Below are 26344 nucleotides of genomic sequence, written 5' to 3' on the forward strand. Positions count from 1 at the left end.
GGAGAGACGCTGTGGATTGGAAATCACGCTGGACTGAACAGTACGCGAATGTGGACGCTTTAAAACAGGAGTTACAATCTGAGGGTTTCAGTGCTTATGAATGGAGTGGCCGTCCGGGGGGTGCGTATCTCGACTACATCCATACCCAAGATGAAGTCGTTTGCGTCCTGTCTGGCACAGCAGATGTGAAAGTTGCCGAGGCAACTGGGACTGTTGAAGCCGGGGATCGGATGGATGTTCCTGCGAATACCTATCATTCAATTACTGTTACGAGCGAGGAACCTCTGGTCGTTTTGACAGGAATGCGAAAGACTTAGGCGTATAGAATTACTTAGATCATTCTAAAATCTACCATAATAGGAGCGCAAAAATGGACACCCAAGAGGTTCGTCAATTCCCGCCTGAGCGTCTTCCGCATGAGAGTCCCAAAATGACGTTAGCGGAATTCCTCGAAAGCGATTTAGAAGGATATGAATACATTGAAGGAGAATTAGTGTCGATGCCACCAACCTCATTGGAACATGGGTACATTAGCGTGAACCTAAGTTCGCCGTTACACTTGTACGTCCGCGAAAACCAACTTGGGCGTGTCCTTATATCAGATACAGGTTTCCGTGTTGGCGAACGGATGCTGGTCCCTGATATCGCCTTTATTTCAAATGCCCGGCTTCCTGACGATCAGCGCAAAACATCTCCAGTCCCGCCAGACCTTGCCGTGGAAGTTGTTTCGCCTTCGGACAAGTTGTACCAAGTTGAAGAAAAGGCTTTCGCTTACCTTGAGGCAGGCACACAGTTAGTATGGGTGATTAAACCTCCTTCTAAAACAGTGACTGTTTACCGTTCAGAAACAGACATCACAGTACTCACGCGGGATGACACACTTAGCGGAGAAGAAGTCGTCAAAGGATTCTCTTGCGAGGTGGCCGCGCTTTTTGAATAGTTAATAGTTATCCGTGAAGAGGGTTCCCTGTGAAGGCAGACTCTTAACTCATAACCCGGGGAATGCTATTAAGACATTCATACCGTTGATTGAACCATCAACTATCAACCAACAACCATAAACATAGAAAGGAGCATTTATGAATATTACTGTCAAAACAGGCGGATTTAGTCAAGAGCAGAGCGATGTTATTGCTATAGGTGTGCTGGAAAACCCGGATTTCTATAGTGCGCCACTTCAAAATATAGAACAGGCACTCGGTGGTCGGATTCGCGAACTCATGAACCTCGGAGACTTCACAGGTAAGCATAAAACGACGAGTTGGCTGTATACAAACGGGGCTATCAGTACGCCGCGTATACTATTGGTGGGTTTGGGTGAATACCATGACCTCACACCTGAGAGGGTACGCCAAGCAGCGGGACAGGCTGCACGGGCGATACGGGACATGGGTTTAAGGACGGTTAGCATTCCCATCCCGATAGAAGCCACACCAGAAATAATCCAAGGGGCTACGGAGGCGTGTCTCCTTTCGCTCTATCAGTTCGATGCGCATAAAACCGAAAGTGGCGATGATGATGAGAAGAAACAAATTGAATCCCTGACATTCTTAGCTGAAAACGAACAGAGCCGGGCAATGGTGGAAGATGCTGTCCAACGCGGAAAAGTGATAGCCAATGGAACGCTTCTTGCCCGTGATTTGAGTAATCAACCGAGCAATCACCTCACACCGATACAACTCGCTGATAAGGCGGTGGCGGTAGCGGAGACCGTCGGACTCGGTTGCGAAATTTTTGACAAAGCGGCGTTGGAAGAAAAAGGGTTCCGAACCCTTCTCGCTGTTGCACAAGGGAGTGCTGAAGAACCACGCTTTATTATCCTCGAATACGTTCCAGACGGTGAAGGGCAGGATACTGTCGTGCTTGTCGGAAAAGGTATCACCTTTGATACAGGCGGTATTTCCCTGAAATCTGGCGGCGGTATGCACGAGATGAAGCACGATATGTCGGGTGCTGCTGCTGTGATTGGTGCGATGCAGGTCATTGGGCAGCTCAAACCGAATGTGCGCGTGATTGGTGTCGTTGCTGCGACTGAGAATATGCCCAGTGGAACGGCTATTAAACCGGGTGATGTTATTACCTCCTACGGTGGGAAAACGATTGAGATTCTCAACACAGACGCAGAAGGTCGATTGGTGTTAGCGGATGCCCTCGGTTGGTCGGCGCAGTATAATCCGAAAGGCGTTATCGACTTAGCCACGCTCACGGGTGCTGTGATTACCTGTTTAGGGCATATCGCCGCTGGCGCGATGACCACGGATCCAGAACTGATGGCAAAGGTGAAGTCGGCTGCGGTCAAGACACATGAGCGCGTCTGGGAATTACCCCTTTGGGACGATTACGATGAAGGCGTTAAAAGCAAGGTTGCGGATGTCCAAAACATCGGGGATGGTGGTGCGGGCACGATTGCGGGTGGTGCGTTCTTGAAGAAGTTCGCCGAAGGCTATCCGTGGGTTCACCTCGACATCGCCGGGACTGCCTGGGGTATGAAAGGCTCTACGTATATTCCTGAAGGCGCGTCGGGTTATGGGGTTAGGTTGCTCGTGCAACTGGTTGAGGATTGGTAGGTAGTTATTAGTTGTTGGTTATAAATTATAACTTATAACCAACAACTAACGAATACTATCCTTCAGATCGGATCTGAATGAGTTTGTTAACAGCATGGATATATGCGCGTGCACTCGCTTCAATGATGTCTGTGCTGGCACCGTGTCCGGTAATGATATTTCCGTTGTCCTGCACCTTCAACGAGACTTCACCGATAGCGTCTTCACCTTCAGTTACAGATCGTATCTGGTAGTCGATGAGGTTCAGTTGAATGTCAACAACTTTACTGATGGCTTTGAACGCTGCATCAACGGGTCCATCTCCGGTTGATGCCATTTCAATAACTTTACCTTCCGTCCGAATTCCGACCGTTGTTGTCGGTGAGATTTTTGTTCCGCTGACCACCTGAATATAGTCGAGTTCAAAGACAGAGGGGATTGCGCGAATCTCATCGCTCATAATCGCTTCAAGGTCGGCATCCTGTATTGACTTTTTCTTATCAGCGACGCTGAGAAATCTTTCATAAACCTTTTCCAATTCTTCGGGGTTCACCTCGTAACCGAGTTCGCTGAGGCGGTGCCGAAGTGCGTTGCGTCCAGAACGGGGACTCAGAATGAGTTGGCTCTCTTTCCATCCAATCTCTTTCGGATCGATGATTTCAAAAGTTACGCGCGATTTGATGATCCCGTCTTGGTGAATGCCAGAACTGTGTGCGAAGGCATTCGCGCCAACGATTGCCTTGTTCGGCTGCACCATAATACCCATCGTTCGGCTGACTCGCCGACTAATCGGGACGATTTCCTTAGCATTAATGTCCGTGTAATACGCTTTGAAGTAATCACGCCGTGTGCGGATTGCCATGACGACCTCTTCGAGTGAGGTATTCCCTGCACGCTCGCCAAGTCCGTTGATTGTGCATTCCACCTGCCGTGCGCCCTGCTCAATTGCGATGAGACTGTTTGCGACGGCTAATCCAAGATCGTTGTGGCAGTGGACACTAATAATAGCATCATTAACGTTTGGGACGTTTTCCATGATGCCTTTAATTAATTCGCCGAACTCAGTCGGTACCGTCCATCCGACGGTTTCCGGTATGTTGACGACGGTTGCGCCAGCAGCGATAGTGGCTTCAACGACTTCATAAAGGAACGCTAATTCCGTGCGTCCAGCGTCCATCGGTGAAAACTCGACGTTTGCATCAGCGTGGTTTTCACAGAGGCTTTTTGCGTAGGCGACGGCATCGGTTGCCATGCGAAGTGTATCTTCGGGAGTTGTACGTGTGATCCGCCCCATGTGGATCGGAGAGGTTCCGACAAACGTGTGGATACGGGCGCGCGGTGCATCTTCAATCGCCTGCCACGCAGCAGTGATGTCCTTCTCCACAACACGCGAAAGCGCGCAGATTTCGGGACCTTCCACTTCGTTTGCGATCTGTTTGACGGCATCGAAATCACCGGGTGACGAAATTGGGAATCCGGCTTCAATGACATCAACATTTAATCTGGCAAGATGTTTAGCAATCTCGAGTTTTTCCTGGATACCGAGTGCGGCTCCGGGGGTCTGTTCTGCATCGCGGAGTGTTGTATCAAAGATGTAGACTTTTTGCTGATTGGCTTCAAAATCGTCCACGGGTGTGTTCCTCCAAATATTTTTAACGATTAAATCTGGTCGCTTCTCCATTTCATTACGAAAAGGTTTAAATTTCACGTCCGACAGCAACAGCAATAGGCTTGAGTTCCTGCATTAGTGCCTCGAATTGGTCTGGGAACAGCGACTGCGCCCCGTCCCCTGTCATCGAGTGATCTGGATCGTGATGTACCTCAAGTAAGAGTCCATCTGCCCCGGCAGCTACAGATGCTTTCGTCATATCACAGACCAAACTCCTGATGCCTGTGCCGTGGCTTGGATCGACAACAATAGGTAAGTGGCTCAATTCGTGAACGACTGGAACCGCATTCAGGTCGAGTGTGTTGCGGGTGTGCGTTTCAAATGTTCGGATCCCGCGTTCGCATAGAATGACCTCCTTATTACCTTCTGAGAGGATATACTCAGCGGCGAGTAGCCATTCCTCGATTGTTGAGGACATGCCGCGCTTGAGGATAACGGGTTTCCGTGCGCGTCCAACTTCACGCAACAGATAGAAATTTGTCATATTCCGTGTGCCGAGTTGGAACATATCCGTATATTCCCCGACGAGTTCGACTTCGTGTGGGGTCATCACTTCGGTGACGATGCCGAGTCCTGTTTCATCTTTCGCCTCTTGTAGCATTTTGAGTGCTTCTTCGCCGTAACCTTGGAAGCTATAGGGACCGGTTCTCGGCTTAAAAGCACCGCCTCTGATGAAACTCGCCCCAGCCTTTTGAACCAGTTGGGCGATGGTTACGATCTGCTCTGTGCTCTCGACAGCACAGGGACCCGCAATAACAGGTATCTCCCTTCCGCCGATCTTTGTGCCGTTGACGACAATAACAGTGGGCTCATCGCCTCGGAATTCACGGGATGCCAACTTGAATGGTGCTGTAATTGCCATTGTTCGCTCCACACCGGACATTGACTCTATGGGAATATCACCAAGCAACGTTTTATCTCCAATTACACCGATAACTGTATGGCGTTCGCCGGTTGAGATTTGTGCCTTCAACCCGACGCTCTCAATCCGTTTAACAACAGCATCTATATCTGCCTGTGTTGCATCGGTTTTGGTCACGATTACCATGCTTTTCAACTACCTCCGCCTTCTTAATAGTAAGTTTTCAGTTTGCAAGCTGCCCTAAAAAGGAACTCTGTTGGAAATCAAGTTTAGTTAAAAAAAATACCCAACATTGAATTTTTCTTCAACGCTGGGTGGTGATAACGAAATCGGTTAAAAATAGCATCGCTTACGGCGCTTCACCACCTGGCGTAGCTGTACAGATAAAGGTACAGGTATAGATACAATCCGAGGCCGGCTTTTAAGAGCACGTTTTCGCCTTCAAATTGCACAAAAGGCGTAAAGATAGCCCAAGCGTAAAGAGAACCGTTCTGTAAAGAAATTGGCGCGATCTGTAGCCGAGGGATTTGTACTGTAGTGGTATTGCTTTGAAGCGTCCGCATTGTCAAGTTCCTATTAAACCCAAATACGAAAGGATTCTGCCCCTATGTCCACAAGTAAATTGCACTATTAAAGTGAATATTATGTAACCTTAAGACGTTATTTACGAAAAAGCGTTTATATTTTTTCTAAGGCATAGCACTTTAATAAAAGACACACGCTGTCATCTCCATTGAAATAACAGATTTTATTATATAATAACACACTTTTTAACACAAGTCAAATTTCTTTTTACGCAAAAGAGCGTTGACGCACAAATCGATGTGTGCTAAGATAGAAAAAGAACGAGGTTATGAGAAAACTATGAAAAAAGAAGAACATTTTACACCAATCACCATCGGAATCATGGGCGGTTCCGCCTCTGGAAAGACAACGTTCGCCAAGGCTTTGGAAGAACAACTCTCGGAATTCTCACCCGTCGTCCTGAACCAAGACTCTTATTTCCGTAACTGGTCGGAATACTCGGAGGCGGAACGCGAGCGCGTGATTACGGCAAATCATCCGGACGCTGTGTTGTGGGATGCCCTTATTACAGACATCAAGAAACTTCGTGAACGCGTTCCTATTGAATTCCCTACTCCGGGGACACGTGCTGCTCAGCGGGATAACGAAAAAACGAGCGTGCAACCGAGCGATGTCGTTATTGTAGAGGGACACCTCATTTTCTGGAGTGAAGACCTACGCGACTTGATGGACATCAAATTGTTCCTCGATGTAGATGCCCACGAGCGTGTTCTCCGGCGGATGCTCCGTGATGTCGCGCAACGCGGCGGCGACTTGGAGTGGGCTATCAATTGGTACCGCCGCGATGTCCTTCCGAATTTTCCTGTCTATACGGAACCCTGCAAACAGTACGCCGACCTAATCATCCCCTTCCAGAATCAAAATCCCGTTGCATTGCACACGCTTGTTGCGGGCATCCGGAGGCGGATTCAAGAAAATAGAACGTCTTCGTAAAAAATGCGCGCTGAAAGCACGCCTCTATCCGTCAAAGTCATTTTGACATCACGCTCTGCCACACTGGCAACGGTGGTGTCAATTTGGCAAACCTAAATTGTCAGCCATTTCTCCACAAATTTCTCTATATAGATATCCTTCCTAAACGGATAGGCACAAAGCATCCCATGTACAGCGGGCTGATACGCTTGCCTAAAACTGAAAACCAACTTTGGCACGCAATTTGCTTATATGCAAGCAGTGAGGCGAATATGTCTGAAATGCCTCTGAAACGATTGGCACAAAACTTGCTTATAACATTTACATACACACCCAAAACTTAAAAGGAGAAAAAAATGAATTACTTAACGACACGCAGACCGATGAGAAATCTGTTCAACCTCCACAACGAAATGGGACGCGCTTTCGGAGACCTCTTTGGCTCACAGGAAAGCGGAACGGATACGGAAGAGACCTATTGGATGCCCACGGTGGATATTTCTGAAACTGAAAACAATTTTGAGATTCGCGCAGAACTTCCAGGGGTTTCCGAGAGTGATGTCAATATCTCAGTAACCGATAACCGTCTGACTGTGAAAGGTGAAAAACGGCAGGAAGCGGAAACGGAAGGTAAAAATTATCACCGCGTGGAAAGGCGGTACGGTAACTTCCAGCGGAGCTTCACGCTACCGAGGAACGTTGAGACTTCTAACATTAAAGCGGGATATGCAGATGGCGTGCTGACGCTTACAATTCCGAAGGCAGAAGAAGCGAGGCCGACTGAGATCCCGATTATGACAAACGCTTCTTAATTCAGTGATCCGGGGATGCCTCATCTGCTGGACAGCAAATGGGGCTGCCCCAACTACAAAAAACGGACGAGGCAGGAAAACTTTACACAAAAGGAGAATGAAAAATGACTTATTTGACTTTGCACAGACCGCCAGGAAAGTTGTTCAAATCTTACAATCCATTCTATGGAAGGTTATGGACCAAAGTCGACACAGATGGATACAAATGGACACCTTCAGTTGATATTTCTGAAACAAAAGATAATTTTGAAGTCCGTGCGGAACTCCCAGGGATAGCGAAGGACGATCTTCATATCTCCGTCAAGGACAGCCTCTTAACCCTCAGCGGCGAAAAGCGGCAAGAACAGGTAGATGATACCCAAAACTATCGCCGAGTCGAACGACGCTACGGGAACTTTGAACGGAAATTCGCACTCCCACGGGAAGTGACAGCCGACGACATCAAAGCCGAATACACCGATGGTGTTCTGACGGTCTCAATCCCGAAACCTGAAGCGGCAAAACCGGCTGAAATTCCAATTACCACTGCAGCTTAATGAACTGTGATTAGAACGAAGTAAAAAGGCTGGCGCGTGAATGTGCCAGCCTTTCTTTTTGTCTGCAATGCGTGGACTACGCCTCGCCTTTGTCCTTTAGAACACCGATGTAGAGAAGTGCTGCGAGGATTGCCCCCACGCAGGGTCCTACAAAGTAGAGCCAGATGTCGGCGTAGTTGCCGCTGACAATAGCGGGTCCCAATGTGCGCGCTGGGTTGAGAGATGCGCGTGTCAACGGTCCGCCCATTAGGATACAAAGTGCCAGTGTCAGCCCGATAGCGAGTCCCGCGAAGTTTCCGGCTTTTCCACTGACAGCCGTATTGAAAATTGTATTGACGAGGAAGAAGGTGAGCACGAGTTCGACGACGAGTCCTTGACCTACGCCGACGTTTTCACTTAAAATCGTTACGCCGAGATCGCCTGGATTCGGTAACACTGCATTAAGTACAACTGCCCCCAAAATTCCACCGAGGAATTGGACAATCCAGTAACCGATGGCTGCAACGAATTGGATTTCTCCGGCTATTAGGAGACCGAGCGTCACGGCCGGGTTGATATGCGTGCCAGAGATGTGTCCATACGCGTAAGCAAACACCACAATGACTAAGCCGTGGGCGAGTGCAACACCTACTAAACCGCCTTCGCCAATTGCTAACGCGCCCGCCCCAATAAAAATCAACGCAAAGGTACCAATAAATTCGGCGATTAAGTTTTTTGTATTCATGAAACTCCCCTTTAGGTTAAAATTGAACGGTCGAACGAATGTTAATCTGTCAAGAAAGTGCCTTGTAATCCCTAATAGTAGAAGTATAGCAGCCTCTTAATTTTGCGTCAATAGTGAGGATTGCTCAACATTCGGCGTTTTTGCCGATTTTGGTGGAAAAATCGCGATCATGAAGAAATCCGCATTCATTTTGAAGTTGACAATTCCTGGTGTTGGTGTTAAATTAATTTGAAGGGCATTGTCTAACAATCCCACTGCTTTAGCTTTGGGTCCAACCCGCGTGTCTCGCGCGTTGGCAGCAAAAAACATTTGACGAAAAGGTGCATTTTGTGGTATAATTACTATATCAAGTTGGCAGATATTACCAGCGTCATCGCAAGGTGACGTATCTGCCTACCCACTGGTAAGGGGTTAAAGACTTGATGCTTGAGACACCATGATAAAGACACATAAAATAGCATTACGCCCGAATCGCGAGCAGATTGCGTGGTTTTATCAACAATGCGGTTATGCGAAGTTTGCCTATAATTCTGCGTTGTCTGATTTTAAGGCGGAACTTGGTAAAGCTAACGTCATATCCATGTATGACCTAAACAAACGCTTTAATCAGGAGAAGAAAGCGTTTGCTTGGACGCAGGCACAAGACCAACGTGCTGCGATGTACGCTGTCCACAATCTCGGCAAGGCAATAGAGAATTGGAAAGCGAAACGTGCGGCGTTTCCAAGATTCAAGAAACGTGGTTGCAAGCATGCCTACACAACGGATGAGCAAGCTGTGCGTGTGGAAGGCAAACGTATCAAGTTGCCGAAAATCGGTTGGATACGCACTTTTGAGAAGTTGCGGTTTGTGGGTAAGATCGTATCTGTGACGCTCTCAAGAACAGCACATCGTTGGTTTGCGTCTGTATCTGTAGAAGTGCCACTGCCTATAGATCGGTGTGGGGTTTCGTCCGAGTTTGTAGATTATTTTGCGTCAACTGTTGATATTGGAACACCTTATCAGATAGAACGTTCTATCTACCCCAGTATCGGTATAGACGTAGGTATCAGCACACTCGCAACGCTTGACGATGGCACGAAATACGAGAACCCGAAAGCACTCAAGGGGTATGAGCGAAAACTCAAACGTGAGCAACGCAAGTTAAGCCGCAAGGTATTTTTAAGCGAGAACTGGTATAAGCAGAAACGGATTGTGGAGCGTATCCACTACCGCATCGCTTGTATCCGAAAAGACGCCCACGATAAAGCAACGACGGCACTTGTAAAGTGTGCGGGTCGTATTGGGATAGAAACACTTTTGGTTGCCAACTTACTTAAGAACAGAAAACTTGCCAAGGCGTTATCAGACGCAGCACTTGGTGGTTTTCTTGAGAAGTTAAGAACCAAAGCCGAATCGTTTGGAATACCCGTTGTCCAAGCAGATAGGTTCTTTGCGAGTTCTAAGACCTGTAGCACTTGTGGGGATAAGAAAGACGACTTAACGCTTTCAGATAGAGAATATCAGTGTAACCGTTGCGGAACGTCCATAGACAGGGACCTAAACGCAGCAATCAATTTAAAGAACGTCGCGGTGGGGCACACCGAGACATAAAACACTTGTGGAGTTTCTGTAAGTCCTCCACTTGTGGGAGGCACGAAATGACGAAGCAAGAATCCCACGCCTTTAGGTGTGGGAGTGTCAAACGGAACTTATAGAGGCACTTTGTTTAAGAAATAATGTTGAGAGGAGAATTCTCATGGAAAGAGAAATCAGAAGCGATGTTAAAGGGATTGATCGGTTCATTTTTGAAACCGGAGCGGATCAGGAACAACTTCATCTTCATATTTCTGAAGTCGGACCTGGGCAACGCGCGCATCCACCGCATACACACGAGGGACAAGAAATTTTCTACGTATTTTCTGGAGAGGGCGAGGTGCTATTTGGTGAAGAGACGCATCGTGTCAGAGACAATGAAGCCGTTCACGTCGATTGCCAAGTTCTACACGGGATACGTAATGTCGGTGAGACGCCACTCCGTTACGCTGTGATTATTGCTAAGTGAGAGGGGTTGGAAAATCCGGCATTTAACCGTGTTACGCTAAAGTTCTCTACTCTGGTGGGTCCTCTATCCATTGCTCCGTGTATAAATGATAAATGCCGTAGATACCTGCCGCAATCAGCACAATCCCGACCCCTGCTAACCCGCGCCGCACCCAAATCGGTTGTAAAAAGGTTGGTAAATTAATAGTCGTCCAACGCGGTTGCAGCAATTTTGACATAGCGATACTGAAATAGAGTACCCCGTATGCAATGAGACCAATGTTGCTTGCGAACGCCTGTTTTCGCGGCGTGACCGGCAATTTAAAAGGGTTAATAAGGTAATCTCCTGAAAAAATCAAAGTAAGCCCTACTATCAAAAAGGTGGAGAGTATCACGCTGGGATAGCCTGAATGTCGGAGCGTTACCAGTAAGCAGATGCTGATACTCCCGAGTAGAAGACTCATTATGCCTTGTAGAATCTGATAATTTCTGTTCTGTGAAACCATTTCCCACCTTCTTATTCAAATCGGACCCGTGGATCGACCAAAGTGTAACTGATGTCTGTCAGGAGTAAGCTGATAATATATAGGACGGATCCGAGATAGACCATGCTTCGGACAATTGCGAAATCTTGCGCCTGAATGGCTTCGATGATAAAACTGCCTAATCCGGGGATTGCAAAAAACGCCTCTATGAGTAAACTTCCGAGAAAAAGATACGGGATTGTTGATACCACACTCGTTAAAATCGGAATCATGGCGTTTTTAAGTGCGTGTTTAAAGAGGATTATCGCTTCACTCAATCCCTTTGCCCGTGCTGTCCGGACGTAGTCCTGATTGACTTCCTCAAGAAATATCGTCCGATAGAAACGGATCCCTCCACCAATCCCACTCATAATACCTATCACGACGGGGAGTGCTACAAACTTGAACATATTGGGTCCCGCATCGTATCCAGAAATCGGGAAAAGCCGCAATATCTTACCGAACACCCACTGTCCACCAATAATGTAGAAGAGCGCAGAAACAGACATAAGGATAACCGCGAGGATTGTGCCCCAAAAATCGACGTAGGTCGCCCGATAGTAAGCCACAATCATTGAAAAGACAATATTTGCAGAGAGTCCCAGTAGAAATGTTGGCAGTGCGATAGCAAAACTTGCCCACATTCGTTGTGAAATTTGCAATGTAATGTCAATGTTGTTCCGATCAGAAGTACCGAAATCGAAGACGAAAAGTTTAATCGACTTCTGGAAAAAGATTGTCTCCGTAAACTGCTTGCTTCCAGATGCCGCCGTATTGAACCAGAGGGGTAGGTGATAGTTGTTCTGTTTCTTCCAGTTATCGACATCCTCTTGGGTAATGTTTTTTTCCCCAAGTATCTTGCGCGCCATTTGGTCTGGTGAGTTGACGACAAAAAAGAGCAGAAAGACGAGGATATTCACACCGATTAAAATTGGAATGGCATAAAGGGTTCGACGGATAATATACGTGAGCATTTGTTAATAATTTGCCCCAATCGCTTTTGATTAGGAGAAACAGTGAAAATCTACTGCGTGCCTCGTTCGCGTTTCCAAATTGTGATGATTGCCGGAATTGTACACAGAATGAGAAATGCAGCACAGACCCATAGGGGCCAGAGAATTGGCTGATTCCATTCTTGACGACTTTCGGATCGTTGTTCCCCATCAATGCGGCGATATTTAAGTGTGTTGTACCCTGTGGAAGTCGGCTTGTTATTTTTCAGCCATTGATGCGATAGACCAAAATTAACAGGGTGGAAGACGAAGACCCAAGGTGCATCGCGTTGTAGCAGACGGTTCATCTCACCGATTATCTCCAAGCGTTCTGGTGAATTTGCCATATTTTTCATCTTTTCAAAGCGCTCGTTGAATTCTGGATTATCGTAGTTGGCAGCGTTTTCACCGTCGTGCAGTGTCTTACTATTGGGTCCGTAGAGCAGAAACATGAAGTTTTCTGGATCCGGATAGTCGGCATGCCATCCCCAACGGATGATTTGGAAGTTTCCGTTCTTAACTTTATCTCGAAAACGGTTGTAATCGGTGGTGCGGCTTTCCATAGTGATACCGAGTTGTTCTAACTGTTTCCGCATCCATGTTAAAGCGGCTGAGGCACCCGCGGATGTCCATGTGTTGTCAAAGGAGATAATGAGCGGGTTTCCGTTACTATCCTGTCCACCCGGATAGCCTGCTTCTGCGAGGAGTCGCCGAGCTTCCTCAATAGACTTGCGACTCGGTCGGTTGGACTGTGGATCCCAATCGTGTGTATACGGGTTTATACCGTCTGGACCTTCCAGATAGCCGAAGATACCGGGTGGAAGTGGACTGTGTGCGGAAACGCCGCGTCCGTTGAGGAAAATTTCAATGTATTCCTCGTTATCCAATGCTATCGAAATCGCTTGCCGAAGTTTCCGTTTTTCTGCAGTGTATCCACCGACAGTATCATCAAGCATATTGAAGGCGAAGTAAACGGATGTCGGTTCTACGCTGATACGTAGGGCTATCTGCTTTGATTTCAATACATCACTTGCCGCAGGATCACCCGTACTATCGAAGGCGACCGCCCTATCAAACGTATCCGAAGGGATGCCGGAATTGTCGTAGTAACCTTGTAAGAACTTGTTCCAACGCGGGATGGACTCTTTTTCTAATTTGTAGACGGCTTTTGGTATAAAGGGAATGATTTTCGCTGCGTCATCCAAAAGTCCCGTTTCTCTATCGCTGGGTTCGCCACTTGATGGGTAGTGTTCAACCCTAAAGTTTTCGTTCTTAACGAGAACTATTTCCTTATGTGCAATGAGGGTCTCTATCCTGTAGGGGCCCGTTCCGACAGGAAATCTATCAATTGTGATGTTTCGTTCTGTCATAACGGGTTGTCCATAAAAGTCAATTGCCTCGCGAGGCATCGGTGAAAAGAACGGCATCGCTAACCAGTACACAAACTGCGGATATTTCGCTTTGAGGGTGACTCTATAGGTGTAGCGATCAACAACTTCCACCCCAGGGAAAGACGGATCTATTTGTCCATCGGAGAGAGCATCAGAGTAGGCTTCCATACCGAGAATATAATCTTCTAACGTGCTCGAAATAGGACACGTGACTTTGGGATCCGCCATGCGTTTAATCTGGTAGACGTAATCCGCTGCGATAAGCTCGCGCGTCCCGGTCATTGGAAAATCTTTAACTTGTGTAAATCCTTTTACATCTGCCTTTGTTAAATTGTGGTAACGCCATTCGCCCGCTTCAGTTTTAGCGAAACAGGGGTGTGGTTGGTACATGATACCCGGACGGATGCGCACCTCATACACAGCGCGCGCGACAGACGCTGCGGGCGTGTTTTGTGGCAAGGGTTCGCCGTCGGTATCGAAATAGCGAGGTTGTGGGACCGCCTCTGCTGTCAGTGGGATCAACTCGTACGGACGTTTCAAGTAGTGATATTGTAACGGGGGTTCGTAAATCTGCTGGATGAATCTGTATTCGTCGGAACTATATGACATTGCCGGATCGAAGTGTTTTGGCTCCGCACTGAACGTGTTGTAGTAGATTGCCTCATCGTGTTCAGACTTCGGATATGGATTGTTGGGAACACCACAGCCGATGCCGAAAACAATTAGCATTAGGAGTGTGCAATATTGGCTTGAAAATTTTGGCAATTTAATTCTCATCAATTTTCTTTAACGAACAACCGGGTATTATAGTAATGTTTAGAATTAATTAGACGCTCCACACCGGCGAGGTTAGAAACCTCGCCTACCAAGGGCGGGGTGAATGTCTCTTTATTTTTTAGGTTTTACTATAGATGCGATTGTTCAGGCACAGAGACCTGAACAAACGGATAAGTATTGCTAAAACGCATACAAGACGGTTAGGGATACCAAAGGACCGAATTCAAAGGCATCCTTCTCTTCATATACACCGTCTAACAATGCCCCACTGTCGTCATAGAGCGTCTCTTGGGTCAAGGGCAACATAAGTGCCACAGATAGTGGAATGTTATAGGGCGTTAAAATCGAGGCACCGACAGATGCCATGCTGAACCGGAGTCCAGAGTTGATGTCGAGTTCCGCAGCCCAATAGGCGTAGGATTGATAGAAACCGAAGTAACTCGTCTGAAGTGAAAGCCAATCGTTGAAGCGATAGTTTAGACCGGCTGTGTAGGAAATCTCTCTGGATCCGCGATACGTCTTGCTATTTTCATACAACGGGAGTTTCCCGCGGAGACTTGCATTGGCACCTAATCCCTTGTAAAGTGGGAAACTGTAATGCAGGTCTGCGATTGGATTGAAGGTTCCGGTACCGAACTGGATATGAAGATGTTCGAGTCCAGCGTCCCCTAATTTCCACGGATCTTCTTCAGTCTTGCCAAAGGGGACGGTTGTTCCGATACGTCCTATTAAGAAATCGTTTTCCATCAAGAAACCTGTCGTCCGGTATCCCAACAAAACGTCTGTGTCTCTGGGGCCCGTGTAGGTCTCGTTTCGATGATGGTTATTCCGATTGCGGACAATCGCTTCGAGTTCTGCTTGAGAAACCGGTTCAATCTCCTCAATAGTTGCCTCTTGGACTTTGGCTTCGTAAGGGATATTCGCTTCGAGTGTCCACTGTGGGTTAAATTGGTATTGCAACCCGACATCCACGCGATAAATATTGAGTGTAACGTGGTGTCGATGTAGGGGGACGTTTATTACTTTTCCATCAGGCGAAATCCCTTTCGTTTCTAAGTGTCCACCTTGTGCATCGAACCATCGCATCATACTGACAGTTCCCTGGAATCGCTTCATCTCTTCTGAAGTCAAACTGACTTCACTTAACCGAATCCCGCTACGCGGGATTGTGGGGTTGCTTCACGCCCCTCAGCTTTCTTGTACGAAACCGAGAGGTAGCAAGATAAATTGGAAGCAGATCAGTAGCAAAAGAATCCGAGTCATCATAGAGGATTTCCGTCCGTTTCCAAGTTGAGCCACTGGACTTCGGCGTCGGAGAGTTCCAGTGCTACGGCTCCGAGCGAGGAGTCCAATTCTGCTATAGTTAGCGGTCCGACAACCGGCAAAACCGGGAAAGAAAGATTGAGGCAATATGCAAGGGACACCTGAATAGGGGAGCAGCCGGATTTTGCGCTTAATTCCTTTGCGCGTTCGAGCCTTTCAAAGTTATCGTCGTTGTAATAGACGCGCACCATATCTCGGTTTTCGCGGTTCTCCGGTGTAAATGCGCCGCTGAAGAAGCCACGTGCCTGTGAGGACCACGGCATCAACGGGAACTGGCTTTCGTTATGCCACTTGCGTGCGGCATCATCCACACAAACACAGCCTGCCCACATCGGTTCCATCGGGACTGCCAGGCTGATGTTGTTGCTGCAAGACACAAATCCGGCGAGTCCATTTTCAGCGGCGTAGGTGTTGGCATCAATGATGCGTTGTGGCTCCCAGTTAGAAGCGGCGATGGCGCGGATACGTCCTGCACCTATCTCCTCATTCAGATAGTCAATAATTGTGCTAACCGGAATCACAGGGTCATCGCGATGGAGCATGTAGAGATCAATAGAGTCAGTGCGGAGCCGAGCGATACTCTCATCAAGATCGGCTTTGAGTTCTTCGGGGGAAAGACGGGGACGTGGCACTCTACCTTGTGGGTGTCCCCCTTTATCAATGAGGAACACGTCGTCGCGGTTGTTGCGTTGGCGCGTCCAGAGTCCGATGAGCATTTCGCTATCACCACCGCCATAGCCGTGTGCGGTGTCAAGTGCGTTTCCACCTGCCTCAAAGAATGCGTCCAGCATTTCGACGCTGTAGTCAAATTTCAGCGGCGAAAACATCATAGTCCCCAGAATCAGTTGTGAAATCTCTTTGTTGACTCCAGGAATTTTTATTTGCTTCATTCCAAACGGTTTCCTTTTTATTTCAGCGTTCGGGTCGAGCCCTTTGTAATTAGGATATTGTGTGAATACGAAAGAATTATAGCATATTCTCAATCTAAAATCCAGCAGGAAGCAGCAAATCAGTAAATGCCACAAACTATGGTAAACCTGAAAAATAAATAGACATTGGCCCCTCACTTGGTAGGCGAGGTTTCTAACCTCGCCGGTGTAAAGTGTCCAATTAATTCTAAGGTTTACGATAAATGAAGTTAAAAAAAATAATTCGGTAATGTCCGGTGCGGTTACAAACCGCACCTACTAATACCATTTCTAAAAGTTTATCTCGCATTAACCGAACCCACTCACGTCACACCCAGTAGGTGCGGTTTCTAACCGCACCGAGCAGTGCTGAAAAATAGCCAACCTTTTAAGAGGAATTATCAATTAGAATTGGTATAAATTTAGGGAAAACTAAGTTTAGGGAAAATTGGAATTACCGATTTAAATTCTTAATGTTCATAAAGTTTGTGCTACAAGCGAGCCGAGGGGCAGGTATTTCCACTGACAGTGTTGTATTAGCTCCAACATCCTTCCGTGTATGCTTCACGATCGAATAATTTCCGACGGAACGGGGTCGCGTTCGCCATCCATTCATCCGGGATCTCTTGGGTGTAGCGGTGGGGAGGACCGGCTTCCTTGAAAATGTCGATGGCGAAAATGCGATAAGGTTGCGGAGAATTTATCGGTTTCTCCTCAACGGCGTGGAAGATACGAGCATTGATGTAAACCATACTTCCAGGCGGCAGGTCAAGCCTTTTTTCTTTTAATTTGCGTCCTATCTCGTGGTCAAAGTCGCCTGCGAGCATTCGTTCTGGGGTTGCTTCTTTCGTCGGTGCGACCTTATGGCTACCGGGTATCACTTTGAGGTTTCGATCGCCACGTGTGAAGCCATTTGGGTAGTACAAAATCTGAATGTAATAGTTATCGCGCTCGGCGAGGTTAACAGGATTCTCATGTTTCCAATGATGGTGATCTTGATGGTATCCGAGTGGACCGACCCCACGGGGTGCAATGTTAAGGGCGGAATGGCAGAAGTGGTATGCATCTCCGATAGTGGCGCGTATCAGTGCTGTAATGAAAGGGTCGTCAATGAGTCGGTCGCTGTATTCACCGCGATCGTTCCATGGACGAATGAAATAGGGATGCCGTTGGTCCTCACCGTTATTCAACGCTTCAAGGTACTGACGTACCGGGTCAAAACGTTGCGTAATCTCCTCAATTAATCCCTCTCGTCCATCGTCTGTGAATACGTCTGGATAAACGATATAACCGTCGTTATGAAAAGCGTCAATATCTGCCTGTGAAGGCTCGGATAGTCGGAAAAGTGAATCAAATGTAGTCGTGGTTTTCATGGTTTAACTCTTTTACATTTTTAGCAACCAATTTATAATTGCTCAGCAACAATAGCTTTTAAAATTTGCAGGACGCGTTCGGCTTCAAAAATCTCATTATAGACTCGCGAAAATTCAACAGTGAATGTCGGCTTTTCTGTTTCAATACCATCAACGCTTCCTCGAACAAAAGTCCAACTTTCAGAAACGGTGTAGCACCCGAAAATTTCTTGGGGGCCTTTAGGTATTACTTCTGATTGTCCCTCTACTTGACTTTTCCAATTAAGCCACGCGGCAGCGAGCATTTCACCGTAGAGTTGAATCTGAGGGTCGGAAGAATGAACACCGCGTTTTGCTTCATGGACAATGAGATAGGGCGTTTGCGGTTTTCCCGCGGCAGCCGGAGCAAGCGCACCATCTGCCTCACCTTCGAGTTGAAAAGTAGGATAAGTCGCTTTCAGAGGAATACCGGTCCATGCTTGAACGTAAGCCTGCTCGGCGAGTACCAACAGTGGATAGATTGCCCGCGCCCAAAGCGTTGCTTCATTCATGACTACCAAATCCCGTTCTCGCAAAATTGATTTGAGGTAAGCAATTTGAGCACCCTCCGCTGGGGTCAATTCGCTTTTTGGCATGTTTTCCCACCGATCAGACACACCAACTTGTATACGGATGGTTACGAGTGCCCTAAGCGTTTCTTCGGATAATTGCGCCAAACTATAGGATTCCATATTTTAAAACCTCCTACTTTGACGGGGCAGAACATCGCACCTATCAGCGCGACTATTCTTACATCCGGCTGTGTCCCTCTTCCTCAAACTTCTGCAGGAGTGCTGTGAGTCTTCCCACGATCTCTGGATATGTATCCCACACATTGTTCATTTCCCCTGGATCATCGTAAATATGATAGAGTTGTCCGGGTGTATTAGGATTGGGACGACCATCGCGAGGTGGGGGCCATCCGCCTGAACCTTGCGTCCCCAAAATCAGTTTCCAATCGCCGTGTCGGATAGAAAAAACACCCGTGCTGGAGTGATGCACGATAGCGGAGCGTAATGGATATTCCGTCTCTTCTCCCAATAACGCGGGTAAGACATTACAACTGTCGTGACCTGCGTCGTCAGGGACTTCTGTTCCGACAATCGCGGCGCACGTCGCCATAAGGTCTGTGAGGCAGGTTAGGGCATCGGTTTCAGTGTTCGGTGCGATGACACCAGGCCAACGCGCAATCAGCGGCTCACGGTGTCCACCCTCCCAGATATGCGCTTTGTACCCGCGCCAGTCACCGCAGGACTTGTGGTCGTAGAGATGATACGGCATCGGACTATCATCGCCTTGGATTCGGTCACCGGGTAAGGCACCGTTATCGCTCGTAACAAAGATGAGCGTGTCGTCCGTTTTACCCGTGTGCTCTAATGCATCCATAACCTCGCCGACCATCCAATCGACAAGCCAGACAAGATCACCGCGTGGACCGGCACTGCTCTTACCGCGTGCAAAGTCAGGCACAACTGCTTCCGTGCAGGGTTCGTGTGGGGCAGAAGGGGTGAGATAAAAGAAAAAGGGAGCATCGGTATCGGCTTGTCCTTCAATGTATTCGACCGCTTTCTGCGCGATAATAGGGTCGGCATCCTTGTGCTCCCATCCGGGGACCATCATGCCACGGCGACTTGTAAATTCTGCCACGTCATGATAGGTACTTGGAATTTCGACAAAGGTATCGTTCGCAATAAAACCGTAAGGCGGTTGGCATGTCGGACAACCCGCATTTCCGTAGAAATAGTCAAAGCCGATATCTATAGGACCCCCAGTTAAAGGTGCAGTGAAATCAATATGTTCTTCCAATTCGCGCTCGGCATTTTGCCAAGGGAGCGGTGCATTGAAATCAAAATCGTAGCCGGGGACTGTTGAGAATTCGAGTCCCAGATGCCATTTACCGACACAGGCGGTGTTGTAGCCAGCATCTTTCAGGAGTCCAGCGACCGTCAAACGTTCGCGTTCAATAAGCGGTGGTTCGTATCCGTAAAGCACGCCGTGTTTGAGTCGGCTCCGCCAGCAGTAGCGTCCGGTGAGGACACCATATCGTGTGGGTGTACAAACAGCAGAAGGGGAGTGGGCATCGGTGAAGCGGATTCCTTCTTGGGCGAGTTTATCCATGTTCGGGGTGGGAATCTTTGACTCAGGGTTATAGCAGCCGACATCGCCGTATCCCATATCGTCTGCCATGATAAAAACAATATTGGGCAAGTTATGTGTATCCATTGCAGGCTCCAGATTGGCGTTGTGGCGATGAGGTATCGCGCCTATGATAATTTCGCCTTTAGCTCAGCGAGGTCCTTGTCAATTGAAGCTTCTTTAGCATAACTCGAAAATTCGCGTTCTGATCTCGTATCTTGATATGCGACATCCATTTCAGCGGCAGCTTTTGCCAGCGTCGCTGCCTCAGTTGCGTCTTGTTCCATCTTCGTAAGCGTCTTAAATGCCTCATTGTCTTGTATCTCATTTAGCATCTCACGGAGGTGTGCTTCGGCATCAACATTCCTGTGTTGTGCGACAACGACAGCCTTTTTCCCTTCCACCTGCGTCATCTGCTGTTGAAGATGTTCAAGGAGATCACTGAGTGCTCGAACCACCTGTTTTTGATCTTCCCACTGTGCTTTATATTTATCTGATAATCGCCGATATTCGTTTCGTTTTTCAAGGTCTTCGCGAGCCAAGTCTTCACGTCCAGCGTTAAGGTTAATAACAGCCCGTTCCTGCCACCTTTCCACTTGGGTGACAGCTCCTTCGTAAGCGTCCTGAAACTGCTTTTCAACGCCGATAGAGGCGTCAACTTTCTGGCGTGCCGCTGAGAGTTTACTTTTCATCTCAGCGATTGCAGCCTCTAAAACCCTTTCAGGTTCTTCGGTTTCGGTGTGTTCCAACTCCGGTTCAAATTCCACAACGACCGTCTCAGCGAATTTATCTCCGAGGCGTTGCCGTTTCTTTCCGAATGACCAGAAGAAGTCCAGTGGTTGAAGAATACCTGCAAATCGCCGAAGGAAGGCATCTTTGAAGGTGCAAGGTTTACCGTCTTTTAGCCGGACGACCTGTAGAGACAGTAATTTTTTTCCGATGCCCTGACCGTTTCTGAAACCGTCTATGAAAAATAGACCGAATGCCCATAAAGCAGCACTGATAAGGGCATAGACGCTGAATGTAACACTCGCTTTCAACATATTAGAGAATCCTGTGTCGAAAAACAAAATTGCTCCCACCGCAAAAAGAAACCCGAAAACCGATTGCGCGGCACCTATGAGTGCGATGTCTATAAAGAGAGCGTATAACCGCTTCATTCGGGGTGCTAATTTGAATTCTTTTCTTGCGATTTTAATAGACCTCATTCTAAGATAGCCTCCTTGCTATTAACATAGAGTACACAAGAAGAAAAAAGGATAGGGAAATTTAGAACACCTCGTAACGCGGTATGTCTATATTTCTTTTTTTAGGCTTTCTGATCTACCATACTTGAGAGAATCCCGAGGATCTTATCGCATTGCGCGATTGTATAGACTGTCATATCAATATGCAGCTTCTGTCCCTCTAATTTAAGGAATTGCCACTCTGTTCCTGTCGTGCTAGCCCCATAAACAGAGGGTATACTGTTCTTTTTCTCGTGATTAAAGTGCTGTGCTGCGATCATCTCAGCAACACATTGTCCAAATCCGAGTTTAGGTTCAGCGTTCTTTGCCTCAACCAGTGTGATGACCGGTGCCTCCAGAAAAAATTGCTCTGGCGACAAACTTATTAAAAAGTCGCATACGCCCGTTAAACCCTTCTCTGCATCGACACTGAAATCAATCCCGGAAAAGAGACTGATGCGGCGATCAAAGTGCTCTCGGAGCTCAAACAAGACATTCGCAACTATCAACTCCGAGCGTGCTTTCTCTGTTCCTATCGCAACGGCTAAAGGAACTTTTTTTTTCAATTCCTCCGTGAAATATGAACTCGGGGTTACGGGTTCTATTCCAGAAAAGAGATCTATAGACCCAATCGTTTGCAATTCAAAAGCTGTTCGCACTGATTCCAAAGTAAAGTTGCTGTAAGCCATCGGATAAACCTCCTAAGTATGAGAAGGCTAAAACACAGACCCCGCGTTCAATACATCATAAAGTTGGCACGGTCACTGCGACTTCGCGTCCACCGGCGTTTGAGGAGTCAATCACGCCTTGAATGATAACGTTTGTGAGCATCACGCCATAAGGATCAATCGGTGACGGTTTACCTTCACGGACGGCATCAACAAAGGCGGTATCTTCTGCGCGGAACACGTCAACCGATTCAAACTCAGTGAACTCCTGATCAAAGATTTCGCCGTCTTTATCGCCATAGACGCGGACCCCTTCCTCTGGTCCTCGGACTTCACCGATACCGAGACGGAGTCCGGCTTTCTTGCCGAGGAAAATCGTACCGCCGAGCGAATCCATGTTCATGCACCAACAGGTCTTGAAGACCATGCGCGCCCCGTTTTCAAAGACGACCCAACCGACTCCAAAATCTTCAACCTCGGTTTCCTTAAGTGCTGGATTCCATGTGTTGTGGAGGCTGAGATAGTTAGAGGTAATGCCAGAGACGGCAACAGGTTTGGGGTGTCCCATCAGATAGAGCGCGGTATCTAAGGCGTAAACGCCGATGTCAGCGGATGCACCCAAACCGGCTGTCGCTTTTACGATAAAACTCCCGCCCGGATTTCCGCGGCGGCGGTCGGCAACGGTTTCGACGTAATAGATGTCGCCTAAAGTGCCAGCATCAACGATTTCTTTTGCTTTAATGACTTGTGCTGAGTATCTGAGTTTGAGTCCGATCATTAGAATTTTATTGTTTTCTTTTGCGGCACGCCACATTGCAGCGGCGGCATTAAGTGTCGCCTCCATCGGCTTTTCGCAGAAGACGTGTTTACCGGCGTTGAGCGCGGCGACAGTCGGGGCGGCATGTACCCCTGTTGGCGTACAGACGTAGACTGCCTCAATCTCGTCCATTTTGAGCATTTCGTTGTAGTCAGAAAATGTGCGTTTGATGCCCCAACGCTCTTTCGCGCGTTCGAGGTTTGCTGGCACGAGGTCGGCGGCGGCGATTATTTCTGCGCCATCAATGTTAGCGATGGTGCCACAATGCGCCTGTGCGATACCACCTGCGCCAATTAAGCCTAATTTAACTGTTCTCATTTTGGTCTCCTCATTAGATATATCTCCTCTTGATTGTATCCTATTTTTCTTTTGCAAGTCAAGGGAAAATTGAATCGCGGATTAGGGGTGGGTATCTGTCTGGATCGCGGAGGACGCGGATTTTTCACACATCTTGTCGTCAGAAGCAGGATTTGCGGGATTATTAGGATTGTGGATAGGAGTTGACGGATAGGGATTAGCGGTGGGTATCTGTCTGAATCACGGATTATCGCGGATTGCGCGGAGGACGCGGATTGGGAGCCTTTTTTGCGAGGTTCGCCTAAGTTTCGTAGGAAGGATATGTTTATAGAAACTTATACCGGAACTTTCGTCGATTTGTGACTCAATGCAGCAAGACACGCACCTAACATATTCTCAACCTCTTGCCGTGTATCATCCCGCAACGGCCCCGAAAGCGCAGCGCGATACAGATTCACCGCGCGACTCGGTTCTCCTGCCTTCTCATAACACGATGCTGCACTGATACGATGGATCGCACCCTCTAATTCTCTACCAAGTGCATCAAGCATCGGTGCGATATGTTCCTCATAAGTCGCAGCAGACAGCCAAAGCGGTTGTGCCGTTTCCGTCATACCCACTTCCCAAAATGCTTGTGCTTTGGAGAGGATCTCTGACTTTCGACTCATGGTCTCTTTGAGGGTCTTTGTATAAGGTTTCGTTTTTGAGGCAGACATATTTTCACTCCGTCCAAGGATGATAAGAAAATCGTATAAGGTGCCCAAATTCGGAAAAGGCACAGACAACAACATAGGCATCTAATCCAAATGGATTCTCTAATGCTTGTCCGATCTTTTCTCGGTGCCGTCGTGTTAATTCAGACGCTGTTTCTGTACCACTGATTTCAAGAACGTTTTGCATGTCTAATGAGCGATAGTCGGCTCGGTCACCATAATTTGTTACATCCAATTGGCCGAGATTGACAATATTAGGCGTGAGAATAAACGCCAGGGCTGACGCAGCCATCTCTACTATCGGCTTCGTTTGTATAGTTGATCGTAAACGCTCCGCTTTTCTCTCCGTTTCCCCTGACCACGAAACTTCAAGCATAAACTGTGTTTCTTCACCAAGCCAGTCAGAAACAATATTCTCACATGTAACTTCAAACGCTGCCGGTGGATCTGAATACGAACGCATCATTGCTACGCATGCCACAATATGTGCCTCAAGAAACAGACGCGGATGCCAATCTGAAATTTTCTCAATAGCACATTTAAACGTTGGCATGATTACTACGCAACCTGTGAAAATTGTCTCAGTTTATGAGCTTTTCATGGAACCGAATGTCTTTCTACATTTTACCATAGTCTTTCGTGTGAAGCAAGAAAAAATCTTTTATTGAAGGGCATTACAATTGTTATTGCTGGGTCAAGTTCATTTGATGTCTAGGACAAATTTATGTTAAAATAATAAAATAGAGGGAATCCGAACAAACTGAAGTGTTAGTGAAAACTACACTACAGAAAAGCACACGAATTACCCAAAACTCAGGACAAATTGACAAGTTTTTTAAACAGAAAAAGTAACTTAATCATAAAGTTAGTGTTTGGAGGTTGAAATGAATTTATTGGAAGACATTCAAAACGCTGCAGCTGATTCCTCAAGTGATGTGGGAACTTTACTTAGGAAGTGTAAAATTCTGGCAGCGCGCCTAAACAGCCAACAACTTGAAGATTGGATAACTTGGGAGTCCAGCGGTTACCCGGAGGAGGTTCCCGTACCAAAATACCGAGTATGGCAACTGCAAGTAAGAGGGAATTTCTTGGGGTCTCATTCTAGTTTGAGCCACGCACGGGTTCCTGCGATGAAGTTACCCAAAAGTGTACAAAAGAGTTACAATGAATATGAGTGTCGATTTAGTATTGCCTCGGTTGAGTCCGCTATAGAGAACGAGAATCGCGTTGTTCTTACAACAGGCGGGTTGGCATCGACTTTAGGCAAAAGTGTATACCCGAGTATGACTTGCGTAGAATGTTGGGCGGAATTCAGTGTGGGAGATTGTATTGAACTACTTAACGCAGTGCGTAACCGCGTCTTGGATTTCACACTAGCTCTTTGGAAAGAAAATCCAAAGGCTGGTGAAACGAGCTCAGATGCTCAAGAGGGGCTTAGTTCAGATAAAGTAACACAAATATTTAATACAACAGTCTATAGTGGAACTGGAAATCTCGTCGGAACAGCAAACAATTCATCCGTAGAATTCAATAACATACAAGGTGATTTTGAGGCGGTTCGTCAGGAATTGAAAAATAATGGCGTGTCCGAAGAGGAAATAGCAGAATTGAAGGCTGTCTTGGTTGAGGATAGACCGCCTCAGTCTTCTAATCAATTTGGTCCTAAAGTATCTTCTTGGATAGGTAAAATGATAGAAAAGGCTGCAAGTGGTACTTGGAACGTTTCAGTAGGAGCAGCTGGAAATCTATTGGCGGAAATAATTTCCAAATATTATGGGGCTTAAGGGTTTAAAAATAACAAATTAATTCCCAAGATATTATTGGGCATAGAGTGCCACGACCTTCACATACAGTATCATTAGTTTATTCCCGCTATATTGGCATCTCACGAAAATAATAAGGGCATCGACGATATTCAGCGCGTATTGCCCAGAACTAAGGAGAAAATTATGTCAGAAATCATAATATCCAGTTATCAAGTAAATAGCGAACCTTTAACGACGTATAATTTACAATTTCAAAAAATTAAGAAAGTTAATAATCGCGGTACAGCTTCCACTCCGTGTATTTATTGCGATGAATTTCGTGAATGCTCTGAGGAGCATTTTCTACAAAGGGCATTGGTGGATAAAGAATTGTTGGAGACGAATTTAGAGCCTATTTTCGGAACTGCCATTTGCCATGAATGTAATAATCGATTCAGAAAAATTGACGATGCTGTTACAAAGGCTTCTTATATAGCTGAAACATCTAAAGCACTGAAACAAGAATTAAATTTTAAATCCAATTCACACGCAAGTAATCAGGTAGATAATCAATTATCCAGTAGAGGTGTGAGACTGATACACTATTTAGTTTTAGATTCAAAGTTCCCTTTCTTATGTCGTAATAGGAGGACACAACGGAATAATTTTAATTTTTTACATATTCCCATCCCTTTAGCCCCTCAAATTATTTTTATTCGCAATAAGTATTTTTGGACACACGAAAAGTGCCGTGGACCTTGATAAATAAA

At 46.9% G+C, this 26344-nt stretch carries 26 protein-coding genes; 10 read left to right on the top strand and 16 right to left on the bottom strand.

Annotated elements, in window-relative coordinates:
• Positions 1-11 precede the first annotated feature (11 nt).
• The 3 genes from OXN25_23685 to OXN25_23695 all read left to right on the top strand — a co-directional run bounded on the left by OXN25_23685 (position 12) and on the right by OXN25_23695 (position 2567).
• Positions 12-317: a cupin domain-containing protein gene (locus OXN25_23685; protein MDE0427870.1), complete on the top strand. Its 306-nt coding sequence runs from the start codon at positions 12-14 to the stop codon at positions 315-317.
• A 53-nt stretch (positions 318-370) separates the two neighbouring features.
• Positions 371-940, top strand: a complete 570-nt coding sequence (locus tag OXN25_23690; GenBank protein ID MDE0427871.1) for a Uma2 family endonuclease — start codon at positions 371-373, stop codon at positions 938-940.
• Between the two features lie 139 nt (positions 941-1079).
• Positions 1080-2567: a leucyl aminopeptidase gene (locus OXN25_23695; GenBank protein ID MDE0427872.1), complete on the top strand. Its 1488-nt coding sequence runs from the start codon at positions 1080-1082 to the stop codon at positions 2565-2567.
• Between the two features lie 55 nt (positions 2568-2622).
• Here OXN25_23695 and OXN25_23700 read toward each other — a convergent pair whose 3' ends face one another.
• Together OXN25_23700 and aroF are read right to left on the bottom strand one after the other, a co-directional pair.
• A complete protein-coding gene (locus tag OXN25_23700; GenBank protein MDE0427873.1) occupies positions 2623-4176 on the bottom strand; it encodes a 2-isopropylmalate synthase in 1554 nt (517 codons plus the stop codon).
• 67 nt (positions 4177-4243) lie between these two features.
• On the bottom strand, positions 4244-5263 hold the full coding sequence (gene aroF, locus OXN25_23705) for a 3-deoxy-7-phosphoheptulonate synthase (GenBank protein ID MDE0427874.1): 1020 nt from the start codon (positions 5261-5263) through the stop codon (positions 4244-4246).
• A 678-nt stretch (positions 5264-5941) separates the two neighbouring features.
• Between aroF and OXN25_23710 the strand changes: the two genes are divergently transcribed.
• The 3 genes from OXN25_23710 to OXN25_23720 all read left to right on the top strand — a co-directional run bounded on the left by OXN25_23710 (position 5942) and on the right by OXN25_23720 (position 7922).
• A complete protein-coding gene (locus tag OXN25_23710; GenBank protein ID MDE0427875.1) occupies positions 5942-6595 on the top strand; it encodes an AAA family ATPase in 654 nt (217 codons plus the stop codon).
• Between the two features lie 335 nt (positions 6596-6930).
• A complete protein-coding gene (locus OXN25_23715) occupies positions 6931-7386 on the top strand; it encodes an Hsp20/alpha crystallin family protein (protein MDE0427876.1) in 456 nt (151 codons plus the stop codon).
• A gap of 104 nt (positions 7387-7490) precedes the next feature.
• Positions 7491-7922, top strand: coding sequence for an Hsp20/alpha crystallin family protein (locus tag OXN25_23720; protein MDE0427877.1), 432 nt, complete (start codon positions 7491-7493; stop codon positions 7920-7922).
• Positions 7923-7998: 76 nt separating this feature from the next.
• Here OXN25_23720 and OXN25_23725 read toward each other — a convergent pair whose 3' ends face one another.
• Positions 7999-8646, bottom strand: a complete 648-nt coding sequence (locus OXN25_23725) for an aquaporin (GenBank protein ID MDE0427878.1) — start codon at positions 8644-8646, stop codon at positions 7999-8001.
• Between the two features lie 436 nt (positions 8647-9082).
• Between OXN25_23725 and OXN25_23730 the strand changes: the two genes are divergently transcribed.
• Both OXN25_23730 and OXN25_23735 read left to right on the top strand, forming a co-directional pair.
• Positions 9083-10237, top strand: coding sequence for a transposase (locus OXN25_23730; GenBank protein MDE0427879.1), 1155 nt, complete (start codon positions 9083-9085; stop codon positions 10235-10237).
• 145 nt (positions 10238-10382) lie between these two features.
• Complete coding sequence (locus OXN25_23735) at positions 10383-10688, top strand: cupin domain-containing protein (protein ID MDE0427880.1); 306 nt, start codon at positions 10383-10385, stop codon at positions 10686-10688.
• 46 nt (positions 10689-10734) lie between these two features.
• Here the strand turns inward: OXN25_23735 and OXN25_23740 are convergent, their stop codons facing one another.
• The 13 genes from OXN25_23740 to OXN25_23800 form a co-directional block, all read right to left on the bottom strand.
• A complete protein-coding gene (locus OXN25_23740; GenBank protein ID MDE0427881.1) occupies positions 10735-11172 on the bottom strand; it encodes a hypothetical protein in 438 nt (145 codons plus the stop codon).
• Between the two features lie 11 nt (positions 11173-11183).
• Positions 11184-12164, bottom strand: a complete 981-nt coding sequence (locus tag OXN25_23745; GenBank protein MDE0427882.1) for an ABC transporter permease — start codon at positions 12162-12164, stop codon at positions 11184-11186.
• Between the two features lie 50 nt (positions 12165-12214).
• Positions 12215-14338, bottom strand: coding sequence for an ABC transporter substrate-binding protein (locus OXN25_23750; protein MDE0427883.1), 2124 nt, complete (start codon positions 14336-14338; stop codon positions 12215-12217).
• 192 nt (positions 14339-14530) lie between these two features.
• The gene (locus OXN25_23755) at positions 14531-15466 is read right to left on the bottom strand and encodes a hypothetical protein (protein ID MDE0427884.1); all 936 of its coding nucleotides are present in this window, start codon (positions 15464-15466) and stop codon (positions 14531-14533) included.
• 146 nt (positions 15467-15612) lie between these two features.
• Positions 15613-16563, bottom strand: a complete 951-nt coding sequence (locus tag OXN25_23760) for an aldo/keto reductase (protein MDE0427885.1) — start codon at positions 16561-16563, stop codon at positions 15613-15615.
• A gap of 554 nt (positions 16564-17117) precedes the next feature.
• Entirely contained in the window at positions 17118-17954 is an 837-nt protein-coding gene (locus OXN25_23765; GenBank protein ID MDE0427886.1) for a phytanoyl-CoA dioxygenase family protein, read from the bottom strand.
• 32 nt (positions 17955-17986) lie between these two features.
• Positions 17987-18664, bottom strand: coding sequence for a hypothetical protein (locus OXN25_23770; GenBank protein MDE0427887.1), 678 nt, complete (start codon positions 18662-18664; stop codon positions 17987-17989).
• Positions 18665-18722: 58 nt separating this feature from the next.
• Complete coding sequence (locus OXN25_23775) at positions 18723-20195, bottom strand: arylsulfatase (GenBank protein MDE0427888.1); 1473 nt, start codon at positions 20193-20195, stop codon at positions 18723-18725.
• A 41-nt stretch (positions 20196-20236) separates the two neighbouring features.
• Entirely contained in the window at positions 20237-21316 is a 1080-nt protein-coding gene (locus OXN25_23780; protein ID MDE0427889.1) for a PspA/IM30 family protein, read from the bottom strand.
• A gap of 101 nt (positions 21317-21417) precedes the next feature.
• Positions 21418-22023, bottom strand: a complete 606-nt coding sequence (locus OXN25_23785; protein ID MDE0427890.1) for a hypothetical protein — start codon at positions 22021-22023, stop codon at positions 21418-21420.
• A gap of 55 nt (positions 22024-22078) precedes the next feature.
• Positions 22079-23137, bottom strand: coding sequence for a Gfo/Idh/MocA family oxidoreductase (locus OXN25_23790; protein MDE0427891.1), 1059 nt, complete (start codon positions 23135-23137; stop codon positions 22079-22081).
• 314 nt (positions 23138-23451) lie between these two features.
• Positions 23452-23832, bottom strand: a complete 381-nt coding sequence (locus OXN25_23795; GenBank protein ID MDE0427892.1) for a hypothetical protein — start codon at positions 23830-23832, stop codon at positions 23452-23454.
• A 4-nt stretch (positions 23833-23836) separates the two neighbouring features.
• The gene (locus tag OXN25_23800) at positions 23837-24382 is read right to left on the bottom strand and encodes a hypothetical protein (protein MDE0427893.1); all 546 of its coding nucleotides are present in this window, start codon (positions 24380-24382) and stop codon (positions 23837-23839) included.
• A 331-nt stretch (positions 24383-24713) separates the two neighbouring features.
• Between OXN25_23800 and OXN25_23805 the strand changes: the two genes are divergently transcribed.
• Both OXN25_23805 and OXN25_23810 read left to right on the top strand, forming a co-directional pair.
• A complete protein-coding gene (locus OXN25_23805; GenBank protein ID MDE0427894.1) occupies positions 24714-25613 on the top strand; it encodes a hypothetical protein in 900 nt (299 codons plus the stop codon).
• Between the two features lie 165 nt (positions 25614-25778).
• Positions 25779-26336: a hypothetical protein gene (locus OXN25_23810; GenBank protein MDE0427895.1), complete on the top strand. Its 558-nt coding sequence runs from the start codon at positions 25779-25781 to the stop codon at positions 26334-26336.
• The last annotated feature ends 8 nt before the right edge of the window (positions 26337-26344 follow it).

This window comes from Candidatus Poribacteria bacterium (assembly GCA_028820845.1).
Classification (GTDB): Bacteria; Poribacteria; WGA-4E; order WGA-4E; family WGA-3G; genus WGA-3G.